The organism is Pseudomonas sp. FW305-3-2-15-C-LB1 (assembly GCF_058787615.1).
Window position 1 is genome coordinate 57,817 of the sequence record NZ_JBYSZX010000005.1, and the last position, 11,419, is coordinate 69,235.

An 11,419-nucleotide genomic window follows, 5' to 3' on the forward strand; every position below is an offset into this window, starting at 1 on the left:
GGCTGGAAGCTGATTGCAGCCACTGGGGTCACGATTCCCTAGTTTTGTCTGGCACCTAGCTATGCGTTGCCCAGCATTGGGGGGCAGCGAGTCACGGCCCGATTGGGTAATGATGAGGTTCCATGGCTTGATGTCGAGGGCTATTCCAACCGGGCGCGACGCGGGGTATATTGGCTGCGGCTGCCGTCGCCTGCCGCACGCGCCCTTCGGGGTACGACGAAGACGGAGTACATCGCAGAACCCATCTTGAGACCATTGTTTCCATGGGCGAGCCGCAACGCGTGCACCGGATACAGCGCCCGGGAGAACAACAATGGATATTTCGCAGCTTAAGCTGCTGGCTGGTCGTGTTCGCGACCTGCTCCAGCAATCGTCTTGCTTGGTGGGCCATAGCCAGGCACTAGATCTGATTGCAGCATTGCCAGGTTTACGGGACTGGCCTGAGGTAGTCGCCTTTCCGGAGCGCGTTGCTGTTTGCGAAGTGAATACAACTTCATCCTCGCGACTTGCCTACCGCATCAAGAAAAAGTTCTCGCTAGAAGTTGGTTCCAAGCAGTTGCTGGAGTTGCTTGCCAACGCTCGGGGTGGAGCTTCTGCACCAAGAAGCTTGTTGCAGGTATGGCCAAGCGGTCCAATGTCCGGAGTCTATGTCACGACTTCACAGCTGGCGATCAATGCACTGCTCCAGAGCTATGAAGACGCCACCGATGGAGGGTTGGTCTACGCCGAGCAGGCTGCCAGTGAGTGGGAGGGCAGTATCGATCTCGGTGAGTACGGCTTGTGGTCCTCGGGGATAGATCGTTTGCCAAGTGGCACGTTGCTTGTGGTCGGTCCTGTCCGGTTGGATCAGTCAGCATGGAACGATTCCGCTGGACGGCTGGAGATGGCGTGTTTGCACGCACTCAACTCTGAGCATCGCGTGGCTGTGTTGATTGACACGCCGACTCCTGATCGTCTCTGTGAAGATGTCGATCTCATGGTCAGGTCGGCTAGAGGTGCTGAGTCTGATATTTGCAGCGTATTGCGGGGCGTTGTAAGTGAAGACGGTGAACTACAGGCACGTGAGCCATTTGTAAGAGGCTATCCTAAGCCAGTAGTGATTCAGGCGCCGGCCGATATGGATGCAATTCCCAAGTTGGCCTTGGAGCCACTACGCCGTGAGCTCTCTACGTGCAAAAGTGGAATGGTGCTGTTCGCTGCATCGAAGATCACCGAGCACACAGCTTATGAACAGCTTTCTGCGGCGTTGGCGCTGACGGAGCAAGTTGGTCCAGCGGCCCGTATTATGTTGCGGCACCGTGGTACGCCAGCGAAAGACTGGATGGTGCCGGATCCGATCAAGCAGCTTCCGTTCCTGCCGTCTATTGAAAGTGCGTATGCGCAGGGCTACCGACGGATGTTGATCGACTCGCATTACCTGGATGGGGATGCTTGGCTCGGCTATGAGGATGTCTTGTTCATCGGTGCAACATATGGGCACGATGTATCAGATGTAGCCAGACAACTGCTTGTTAGGGGGAGCTCTCATGATACCGAAGCCTTCCAGAAGATAGTTGCTGTTCTGGGGCTGCTTCAGATAGAGGGTGAGAACGGACCAGCTGTTGCAAGTGACCTGTTCCTTCGCGGCGGCGAGGAGATTGGAGCCCCAGCGGATTGGGACGAGCTCGATGGTTTACTCAGGTCTCGGCGAGTAATTTGTTGGGAAGACGAGCTGTCTTCTCTATTGAATTCCGGTGAGGTAACCATGGGTGGGGTTGAGGCGGCTCGGTCGCGAAGTTCACATATGACTGAGTTCCTTGCTCGCATTGAAAGCACATAGGCACTGATGTAGTAGGCCATGCGTAATCTGGCCCTGTTGAAACCGACGGGGCCAGCTTTACTGCAGGCACTGGCTCACGACGCATATCCAGTATAGGGCATCACTTTTATGGGAATTTCGTTCCTTGAGTACGCCGCAGCAATGGTCGGTTGCTATTCTGCGCTGCCGCTCTGCGAACGTGAAATCCTTCACGCATGGGAGGCAGAGCATGTTGATGGAAGTGGGGAGTACGGCACATCCGATTGGCCAGGCTGGCAGAAGTACATAGGCGCTCTTGCACCATATTCGCCAAAAACCAATGATCCATTTGGATACGTGTATCTAGTGCAGTCCGCCACCGGCTACTGCAAAATTGGATCATCACGATCAGTGCCGAGAAGGATGCGGCAACTTCAGTGCGCTAACCCTGAGCCTCTGATTCTTCTTCATCAGTTTCCCTCTGCGAGCGCGCAGAGAGACGAGTTTGCTCTTCACGCAAAGTTCGCCGATAAGCGGGTTCGAAATGAATGGTTCTGCCTAACTGAAGCAGACGTTGCAGTTGTTTGTGCGTTGGGAATACAAGGCGATCGGGACACGTCTACAAGTGCTTCTTGAAGCTTCCTGCCGTCAAGCCGACCACGAACAACAGCACCCCTGCCGCGGGTAGTAGAACCACTGCCGGATGCGTGCTAACCGGCAATGTCAGGTATGTCACCCATGGCAGCACCGCCAACGGCAAAATCGTGGCCCGTGCTCGGTGATACAGAAAACCCGACTCTCGCCCCGCACTGAAGCGTCGTAGGTCACGCCTTACCAGCCCATCGACCAGCCCGGTCAACGCCGCCAATGCGAACAGAGGCAAGCTCAGCACCAACACCAGCAGCCGCAGCAGAAACGTCGCCGTGGTGTAGAACGCCGCCATCACGTAGCTCTCCACATACACCACCGCCTGAGCCAGAGTGGCATTGAACCCTGTGGCGGTATCAGTTGCTTTCGCCTGTTCGTTCATCCTCGTCAACCAATCGAGCAGCCCACTGTCCAGCAGCAGGTTCTGGTGTAGCCAAGCCACCAGCCGATAGGCACTACGCCCCGGCTCCTGCACCACCACGCTACGGGTGAACTGGGTCGAGAGCTGTTGCAGTTCAAAGCTCATCATGCCCTGCGCATGCCGCCAGCCTTGCTCTGGCCAGAACAGATGCATGCCCACCAGTTCGATCACCAGGCATAGCAGCAGCGACCCCAGCAGCACGCCGAGAAAGCGCAAAGGCAGGGTGATCAATGCCGCGACGAATCCCTGCTGCCGCGCCTGCTGTTGCTGGGCAACGTTGGCCGGATCACGCATTGCGGCGTTCTTCACCCTGCCAGGCAGCCTCATCATCGGTGTACTGCCGGCGCATCTGTTCGGCTAGTGCCCGCAGGTTGTCGGGTAGACCGTCCTCGGCTTGGCGGACCGGCAGCGGTATACGCAACTTCCACAATGTGCCGCCCTCCAGCAGGGCAAACGCCTGGCCTTTGGGCAGGGCAACGATATGCGCGGGCTCCAGCAGCGGCACGCTGGTGGTGGTGATACGGTCCATGCTGCTGGATGTGAAGGCAGTGCGCCCATGCGGGTCGGAACTGTCGGTCGCGCTGCTCATGGGCGAGATGCTGGCGATATCGACATTGGGCAATTGCTTGGTCAGCAGTTCGGCGGTGGCGGTTTCGCGCACGCGCAGCATGATCAGGTTGTTGAAGTTGCCCACCACTTGCCCGGCCTTGGCGCGGTTGCCGAGGCGGGCTTCGATGTCGCTGAGGGTCTGGGTGTACGCGGTGACTTGTACGCCGGCGCCGCCGCCTTTGTTGACCATGGGGATGAACTCGTCGCCCATCAGTTCGCTGAACTCGTCGGCGTGGACGTTGATTGGAGCCATCGGGCGGTTTGCGGTGCCGGGCAGGCCGTCGTTCAATCCGAACTTGTAGAGGTGGCCGGCGACCGACACCAGGTCGGCGAACATCGAGTTGCCGACGGCCGCAGCCACTTCGGCATCGGACAGGGCATCCAGGCCGATGTAGACCACTGCGCGTTGGCGGACCACCTGCATCCAATCGAAGATCGGCCGGGGATCGTTGAGGTCGGCGTAGTCCGGGGCCAGCAGTTGGGCGATGCGGCCGCTGGTCAATTTCTCCAGCAGCGGCAGCAGCGAGGCCACAATCTTGTCGAAGAACGTACGCTCGTAACGTACGGCGCTGCGCAGGCCTTCGAGCACTGGATCGAACAGCGGCACTTGGGTCAGGTATTGCTCAATCGCCACCACCCGGCGGTCGCGGCCGAGCATGTGGCGCGGGGTGTTGCGTTCGTTGATACCGCCTTCGATCTGCACGATGGCCTCCCAGGCTTTGGGCGCTTTGCGGGCGAACAGGTGCTGGGCGTATTCGATGAACAGGGTGTCGATGTTCACCACATGGCGTTGAATCAGCAGGTAGTCCGGACGGTGCCCGAGTTCGACCAGGGCGCGGGCGATGATGTTGACGAAGCGCCAGGCGAACTCGCGAAATGCGGCGCTGTTGCCTTCATTGGAAAGCTGGCCGGCGATGCGGCTGGCCACTTCGGTGATGCGGCCGAAGCGGCCCACGGCGTTGTAGCGGGCCGAGCTGTCGGGCCAGCCTAGGTGGAAGACATACAGGGTATCCAGCCGGCCGCAGCGGCGGCATTCCTGGTAGACGCGCTTGAACAGGTCGGCATCGCCCTTGGGGTCGAACACGATGCAGATTTCGCCACGGCGAATGTCCTGGGCGATCAACAGTTCGGCCAGGCGGGTCTTGCCAACGCGGGTGGTGCCGAGCACCAGGGTGTGGCCGACGCGCTCACGCAGGGGCAGGGTGACATCCACTTCATGCGGTTCGACGCCATGCAGGCGCGGCAGGCCGCCCACGGCGGGCAGAGGGCGCACGGGGTTCAGCGGGTGGTCCCAGGCAGTAAGCCGCGTCAGATGCGGTAAGGGGCGGGGCGCAAACTCCAGGCGTTGTTCCAGGTGTCGCGCGTAGCGCAACCGCCAGGGCGCCTCAACATAGTGGCGGAACTCCGGACGGTAGGTTTGCAGGAGGCGGTGGGTGTGATGCGGCTCCCAGCGGAAGCCGCGGCCGAGAAACAGGCGTTCCTGGCTGACCGGGATGCGGTCGTCGCGTAGGGCGTAGCGGGGCAGGCGGCGGATGTTGCGGCGGTAGCGCAGGATCACCCAAGCCTGCCGCAGGCGGATCGTGCCGAAAGCGGTAAACACCACGGCGGCCCCGAGGCCCAGGTTTGGGTTCAGTGCCAGCGCCCAGGGAGCGGCCAGGCACAGTACGGCGCTGCTGGCACAGACCGCGACGGTGTACAGCTCCACCGCGGGGCGTAGCAGCACTTCGACGGTCTGGGCCATGTCATTGCTCGATTGCCGTGGCGGTGATCAGCACCGGGTAGCGGTTCAGGCCCAGCCGTAGAGCCAGGTCATCGCCGGGGACTGGGGTCAGGCTCAGGCCTGGGGCACGGTCACGTAGGGCTTGCAGCGCCGCCGCTGATTCGACATTGACCACCAGCCCGGCGGCGCCAAGGCGTTGCAGGTTCGGCAGACGTTGTTGCAGCCAGGCGTGGGAGCGCGGGTCATCGCCGATCAGGAACAGTGCGGTGATGCCGGGGAGGCTGTTCGTTCGTGGCTCCACCGGGCCGGGGCGCAGAGAGGGTGAGCGGATAGGTAGGAGCGCCGCTTCGTCGTAGGCTATCGCTGGTGGGTCGTCGGGCTCTTCGAGTGCCGTTGCGATGCTGGGGAGACTGAGCAGGCCGGCCAATAGCAAACACTTCATGGTTGATTCCTCTGTACAGGCTCGGCAACACGAGCCAGATGCCGGCCGACACTTTGCCGGTAGCGCACGGCTGGCGCGCCACCGGCCGGGCGGTGGTAGCGTTCGGCAGCCATCAACCAGCTTTGCGCGGGATCGTACTGTTCGCGCAGGATGGTCGCGGCCAGTCGCAGGTTGCGGTAGGGCTCCAGCAGTTCGCAGGGCTGGCGCACGCGGTGGCGTTGATGGCCGACGTTGAGCTGTCCCAGGCCTACATCGATCCGCGTCGCTGGAGTGACAAGCAGGGTGCGACGCAAGTCGGCGCAGGCCTCGTGGCGGGTGGCGTAGCGGCGAGATTGCCCGGCGACGTTCAGCGTCCATGGCCAGGGCACGATGCGCCCACGCAGATTGCGACCGCTCTCCTGTAAGGCCACGGCGTACAGCAGGTTTGGCGGCACCTGGGCTTGCGCCGCGGCCAACTGGTAGGCCGGCGGCGGCAGCTCCCGCGCTGCCAGTACGTTGGGATTGAGCAGCGCCGGAACCAGCACCAGTGCCGCGCAGTGGCCGGTCACTGACGTTGCCATTGCCCATTCACCTCGCGCACCAGCGCCGGCAGGTTTCCGGCCACACCCAAGTTGCTCCAGCGGCCCGCATCGTGATTCAGGGTGACCCGGCGCTCACGCACGGCGCGCGGATCCAGCGCGACACGTTGGGCCCAGCGCCGCAGCCGGGCATCGTCGCTGTCGCTGCCGACCATATACAGGTCGAACTCGCTGCCGGTCGCCTGCAACTTCCTGACCTGCAGGTTGCAGGCCACGCAGTTGTCCTCGATGAACAATGCCAGGCGCCCGTTGCCAGGTTGAGGGATGGGGCTGCTGTTGTGGGCGTCGAGCAGGGTGACGGGCAGCAGGTTCGGATACAGGCGCTTCCAGGCCTGGTCGTAGGCGCGTTGATAAGCCAACTCCTTGTTCACTCGGGTTGATTCGGCGCGCACCTGCAATTCGGCGAAACGGCGGCGCTCGTCGTCACTGCGCGCCTCGATGCCGAGAGCGGTCAGCGGGTCCAAATTGGGCGAATACACACCCAACGGCCCTTGCTGCAGTTGACGGTAGCGTGCCCAGTCTTCGGCTTGCAGGCCCCAGTCCTGGGCCAATTGCTCGTCGCTGCGGAATTCGCGGCTGTCACGTTGTTGGCTGAGTCGTGTATCGCTGGTGGCCTCACCGCCGGCCAATGCCGAGGCCAGCCCGATCAGCAAGGCTGCCAGGACAGCGACAGCCAGTGCAGGTTTGGCACGGGAGAGCATATGCGTGGTCATGGCCTACTCCTGCGGCAGCGGCAGGCGCCGCGTCTCTTGGTCGACCCGGAACACCGCGCTGTGGGGCTCCAGGGCGTTCAGTTGCCAACGTCCTTCGGCATCGCCGAGCCGTAGCAGGCGGACGGCGGCCAACCCGGCCGTGCCGTTGGGTTGGATGGCCAGGAAACGCTCGCCGCCGCGCGACTCTACGCCGAGCAGTTGGAAGGCTGGCGTTGTGGGCGTCGGACGCGGCTTGGCAGTACGAGGGCGAGCTTTGTTTGCAACGGGCTTGGTGGCGCTGACCTGTTGCACTAGGGCATCAAGGCGGTTTTGCACAGCAGCCAGGTCGGTGCCGCTGGCGAAGTCTCGTTGACGCTGATTGAGACTGTCCCACTGTTGCTGCCACTGATCGCGCTGCTGCTGGAAATCGCTGTCTGTGACTACCGCCGGCGAAACCTCCACCGAGGCGCGGAACGCTTCCAGCTCAAGCATGCGGGTTTGCAGTTCGGCGATCTGGGCATCCGGCGCGACTTGTCGGTACTGCGCATCTTGGCGGGTCAGGGACAGGGCCAGCGCGATCAGGGCGAGGCTGAGCAGCGTCAGCCATGCCACAACAAACAGGCGAGTCAGGCTTGGATTGGTGAGGGGTGTTTGCATCATGACTGAGCCTCCCCAGCGAGTGGGACGGCGATAAAGCAGACCTGCCGTGCGCGCTCATCCACTGACAGACGCCAGACGGTGCCGGCCAGCAATTGCAGGGTCTGGTTCAGTGGTAGTGGCCCGAGCTGCAGGTGAGCAGCGGGCAAGGGCAGGGCCCACAAGGACGCCGGCGTCGGGTCGCCTTCGCACAGTTGGTAGCCCGAGTGACGCAGTACATAGCGCATGGCATCGCCGACGGTTGTGGCGGCGGTGGCGGGGATACGCAGGTCGATGATCTGATGTTGTAAATCTTCTTGGCCTCGGTCTGGGCGCAGTTCAACCAAGGTATAGCGGCTTTGCCTGAGTGTAGAGATCGGCGCCGCAGGGGGCGCCGTTATCGAAACGGCGGTACAAGCAGGTTTGAAAGACGGCACTGTAACGCAGCCACCCAGTAGGGGCATGCTTAGAAAAAGTGCATTGCGGCACTGGCGAATACTCGACGAAAACATCAAATAGCCCTCTCACGGAGAGAGCTATCTAGCCTCGCTTAGGGCGAGAGGGCAGCCGGTAAAACGTTGCCGCGGGTAGCCGTATACATTGCCAGTTCGGTGATGCTGATGGTCCTGCGTCACCAGTTTGGATCTGGCCATTCAGCTTGTTCCCACATGCGCAACTCCTCTGGTGACAGCACTGGACTCTCCCCGCGCGCGACCTCAGCTAGATGGTTATCCTCAAACCGGCGATCAAAGCTCGCGAGCAATGCCGCGATGCGGTACTTACCCTCGCTTTTGGTCCAAGAACAGAAGATCCCTCCACGACTGTCCAGCTTGTCGAGAACATCAGGTGAGGCTGGGTCAATTTGCTGCCAATGGTCGATGACAACCCGGCTATGGGGGCCGAAGTCCTCGATGAGGGCTTCTTCAATCACGGCTTCAAGTGCGTAGGTAATGGCTTGATGTTTAGCACTGTGATCGAGATAGGCCAGGGAGACGCGCATCATGCGCTGCTGCAACAGCAGTACCGGCCATAGGAGTTTGGTGCCGTATCGTGTGCCTACTTCTTCGAAGTGCTCGGGGGCGGGAATGATCTCGCGCTGCTGCTCATAGGCTTTGCGCACCTCATAGGCCAAGCCAAGAAACGGGCCATCATCAACACGTATGAGCGGTGATCGGTCGTTTATCTCGTGGACGACTTCATGCAGCCACCGCAGCGATGTGTAGTCACCAATAAGAAGTAAGCCGGCATGGTTATTGAGCAGCCTGTAAGAAAGCATGGCGTCAGTTCTCTCCATTTTTTCCCAAGGTTAAAGACAAACGGCCTTCCAAGGAAGGCCGTTGTCTGATGCTCAATATTCCTCAGGAAGCAGCATCGTCGTCACCGACCGATCCCACTCGGTGATGATCCACAACGTCAGCTCGGGCGTGACGTGGTAGACCGAGAGCAGACGATTGTCATGCTCTAGTGCGGACTGATTTTCCTCCCAGTCTTCGGGGTCGATATCACCCCAGTCACCGCTGAGGTGGCGTTTCAGATAAGGGGCAGGATGGAAGGTGCCGTTCTCGACCAGAGCGTGAACCCCGGCCGTAACGTAGATATTTCCCGGTGCAAAGCAAGGGGCAACAGAGCGTGCGGATTCCATGATGGACTCCTCCATGGCGTGCGCCGAAGCCACGGCATGCCGTGACCCGGTCGCAAAGATGAAAGGAACAAGGTTTTAGACGGGCTGAGCAATCGCCGATGTATCCGATGCTTGTGCGGCCACGGCATCGTCGGACTCAGCCTTGGGGCGGGCCTGATAGACCAGCTTCCCATCGACCTTGACCCAACTGACGAACAACAGCCTTGCCTTCAGGCTGACGCCGGTTTCCCCGGACTTTTCACCCCGGCTGTAGCGGAACAGATCGGTCCACAAATCGCCGAGCCGAAAGCCCATCAGCACCTTGCGGCCTTGATCGACGGCGCTGGCGTAGCGGTTGACCAGTTGCTGGGCCTCGGCGCCGCAGACGGTGACATCGAAGTAGCGGTACTCCGGCGCCTCGGTCGGGCCGTTGAGCGCGGCGATGGTGCAGGCCAGAAACGGCTTGCCGCGCTTGGGGCGGATCTCGCGGATACGGTTGAGGTAACCCAGGCCCTGGGTGTGCAGATCGAAGTAGGTCGCCTCGCCGGCGACGGCAGATGAGTGGGACATGACAGTCTCCTGGTTCGGAACAGACGTGAACGTGGAGACGCCCCGTCGGGACGTGGCCCCACGGGTCGGATGCCAGTGCAGGACTGGCGGGTGGATCAGCGCATTGGCGCCGTGGCCTTGAAGATCGGGGCCACCTGGGCATGTTGCCGAGCGGGTCGGCGGAACATGGGCTCAGCCTGACGCAGTGGCGTGCCGAGTGCGTATCTCAATGCGGCGCGCAGCACCTCCGTGTTGCAAGGCTGGTCGGAAAAAGCGAAGCCCCGATATCGGGGCTTCTGGTTGAGGGTTTATGGTTGATGATCATAGGTCGGCAAGCCGTCCAAGTCGTCGGCATCAGGGTCGAAAATGAGCAGGCGCACATCGGCCTGTGCGGCCAGGTGCAGTACCTCGACCAGCTCCAGCGGCAGTCCAGCGTCCAACTGCTGTTGGCGTAACTGATCGGCGGTGCATACGTCGATTTGATGCAAATTGCTATCGGTCCAGGGCGTGGCAATCAGCTTGAAGCCGAGCGCGTTACTGTCCGGCAGCTCGAACGCCTCCAGCAGCAGCCCCGTCGGGATTGACGATGAAGCCAGTCGCTCCCAGGCGACCTGAGGCAAATGCGCGCTGCTGATCTCCCAGCACCGGCTGTAATGGCCGGTTTCGAACGCGATCTGCCGGACCCGCTCCTGGGCCAGCGCCTCGGAGTACAGGTCGCCGACCAGGATCGGCGGTGACTGATCATGGGAAAAGACCCCATAGATCACCTGTACGACAATGCCCGGATGAGGGTAGCTGTCCTCATGAGCGGCCAGTGAGCCACTGGAATTGACGATCAACGCATGCTGGTCATTGAACAGGCACGGCTGGCGCTCAAGCTCCGCGTCACCCAGGTGCTGCTGGGACGGATGCGGCGGCAGATAGCAAAGCGGCGCTTTCGCGTCGTACAGCACAGCCAGCAGACGCTGGATGTGCAGGTCATTGAACCCGCGGGCAAACGGATTGGACGGCTGATTATGAATAGGCATGGGTGATCTCCTATGTTTATGAAGGAGGGACACCGCCCGACGGGAGGTGTCCCGTCGGGTGCCATCATGCGGTGGGTTACCAGCCGCTGTAGTGGATGATCAATGTGGCAAGGAGCATGCGTCGCTGCGTGTCCAGCAGACCGAAGTCGGCCAGGCCGCGGACGCCGACCCGCTGCAACAGGCGTCCCCCGGTCTCATCGTTGTAGAAGCTGACGAGCGCGGCAAGGAACACCTGCTCGCCGTGGCTCATGACGCCGATGGCGGACTCGATCAGCGGGACATCGGGACACAGGTCCCACTTGCTGTGGGCCATGTTGATGTCGCTTCGGCACTCGATACCGAAGTAACGCGGCCCGGCGAGCAGGACGGCTTTCTTCCAGGCCTGGAAGAACTGCTCTGGTGCCAGGGCTTGCTGTTGATGGGCGTTGATCAGGTCCGAGAGTGCGGACTCTGGGAGCTTTGGGTGCATGGTGAGGAACCTCCAATCAGTGACGGCCTGGGTGGGCCGCCGGAAGGGATGGGTGCCTGTGGGGTGTGCGGACAGGCGGTGGGATCAACGCGGCGGGTGCTGCGTCGTAGCCTTGAAGATCGGGGCTACCAGGGCGATTGCCGGTTGAGTCGGCAGTGCAGGGGGGAGCTTGTGGAAGTGTTGCGGGCTTGTGCAGTAACAATTCAATGCTGCAGGTAGCCGGATTGTT

General features: G+C 61.4%; 14 protein-coding genes. 2 read left to right on the plus strand and 12 right to left on the minus strand.

Annotated features, from left to right (window positions below):
- Positions 1 to 313: 313 nt before the first annotated feature.
- Together AC3WP7_RS11820 and AC3WP7_RS11825 are read left to right on the plus strand one after the other, a co-directional pair.
- On the plus strand, positions 314 to 1,819 hold the full coding sequence (locus AC3WP7_RS11820; RefSeq protein WP_102591943.1) for a hypothetical protein: 1,506 nt from the start codon (positions 314 to 316) through the stop codon (positions 1,817 to 1,819).
- Positions 1,820 to 1,960: 141 nt separating this feature from the next.
- Positions 1,961 to 2,413: a GIY-YIG nuclease family protein gene (locus tag AC3WP7_RS11825; protein WP_371917393.1), complete on the plus strand. Its 453-nt coding sequence runs from the start codon at positions 1,961 to 1,963 to the stop codon at positions 2,411 to 2,413.
- Here the strand turns inward: AC3WP7_RS11825 and AC3WP7_RS11830 are convergent.
- The 12 genes from AC3WP7_RS11830 to AC3WP7_RS11885 form a co-directional block, all read right to left on the minus strand.
- Positions 2,397 to 3,140, minus strand: coding sequence for a TIGR03747 family integrating conjugative element membrane protein (locus AC3WP7_RS11830; protein WP_102591945.1), 744 nt, complete (start codon positions 3,138 to 3,140; stop codon positions 2,397 to 2,399). The genes AC3WP7_RS11825 and AC3WP7_RS11830 overlap by 17 nt on opposite strands.
- On the minus strand, positions 3,133 to 5,196 hold the full coding sequence (gene traD, locus AC3WP7_RS11835; protein WP_102591946.1) for a type IV conjugative transfer system coupling protein TraD: 2,064 nt from the start codon (positions 5,194 to 5,196) through the stop codon (positions 3,133 to 3,135). The genes AC3WP7_RS11830 and traD overlap by 8 nt, the downstream gene beginning before the upstream one ends.
- A 1-nt stretch (position 5,197) precedes the next feature.
- On the minus strand, positions 5,198 to 5,617 hold the full coding sequence (locus AC3WP7_RS11840) for an integrating conjugative element protein (RefSeq protein ID WP_102591947.1): 420 nt from the start codon (positions 5,615 to 5,617) through the stop codon (positions 5,198 to 5,200).
- Entirely contained in the window at positions 5,614 to 6,177 is a 564-nt protein-coding gene (locus AC3WP7_RS11845) for a transglycosylase SLT domain-containing protein (RefSeq protein ID WP_102591948.1), read from the minus strand. Before AC3WP7_RS11845 ends, AC3WP7_RS11840 begins: the two co-directional genes overlap by 4 nt.
- The gene (locus AC3WP7_RS11850) at positions 6,162 to 6,908 is read right to left on the minus strand and encodes a TIGR03759 family integrating conjugative element protein (protein ID WP_256579929.1); all 747 of its coding nucleotides are present in this window, start codon (positions 6,906 to 6,908) and stop codon (positions 6,162 to 6,164) included. Before AC3WP7_RS11850 ends, AC3WP7_RS11845 begins: the two co-directional genes overlap by 16 nt.
- A gap of 3 nt (positions 6,909 to 6,911) precedes the next feature.
- Positions 6,912 to 7,547, minus strand: coding sequence for a hypothetical protein (locus AC3WP7_RS11855; RefSeq protein WP_102591949.1), 636 nt, complete (start codon positions 7,545 to 7,547; stop codon positions 6,912 to 6,914).
- Positions 7,544 to 8,035: a PFGI-1 class ICE element type IV pilus protein PilL2 gene (gene pilL2, locus AC3WP7_RS11860; protein WP_102591950.1), complete on the minus strand. Its 492-nt coding sequence runs from the start codon at positions 8,033 to 8,035 to the stop codon at positions 7,544 to 7,546. The genes AC3WP7_RS11855 and pilL2 overlap by 4 nt, the downstream gene beginning before the upstream one ends.
- Before the next feature lie 119 nt (positions 8,036 to 8,154).
- Complete coding sequence (locus tag AC3WP7_RS11865) at positions 8,155 to 8,799, minus strand: DUF6904 family protein (protein ID WP_102592022.1); 645 nt, start codon at positions 8,797 to 8,799, stop codon at positions 8,155 to 8,157.
- 72 nt (positions 8,800 to 8,871) lie between these two features.
- Positions 8,872 to 9,165 (minus strand): hypothetical protein, encoded by a 294-nt coding sequence (locus AC3WP7_RS11870; RefSeq protein ID WP_172963363.1) that lies wholly within the window; start codon positions 9,163 to 9,165, stop codon positions 8,872 to 8,874.
- A gap of 75 nt (positions 9,166 to 9,240) precedes the next feature.
- On the minus strand, positions 9,241 to 9,714 hold the full coding sequence (locus AC3WP7_RS11875) for an STY4534 family ICE replication protein (RefSeq protein ID WP_102591952.1): 474 nt from the start codon (positions 9,712 to 9,714) through the stop codon (positions 9,241 to 9,243).
- A 287-nt stretch (positions 9,715 to 10,001) separates the two neighbouring features.
- Positions 10,002 to 10,721: a DUF5983 family protein gene (locus tag AC3WP7_RS11880; RefSeq protein WP_102591953.1), complete on the minus strand. Its 720-nt coding sequence runs from the start codon at positions 10,719 to 10,721 to the stop codon at positions 10,002 to 10,004.
- 76 nt (positions 10,722 to 10,797) lie between these two features.
- The gene (locus tag AC3WP7_RS11885) at positions 10,798 to 11,190 is read right to left on the minus strand and encodes a hypothetical protein (RefSeq protein ID WP_102591954.1); all 393 of its coding nucleotides are present in this window, start codon (positions 11,188 to 11,190) and stop codon (positions 10,798 to 10,800) included.
- Positions 11,191 to 11,419: the final 229 nt, after the last annotated feature.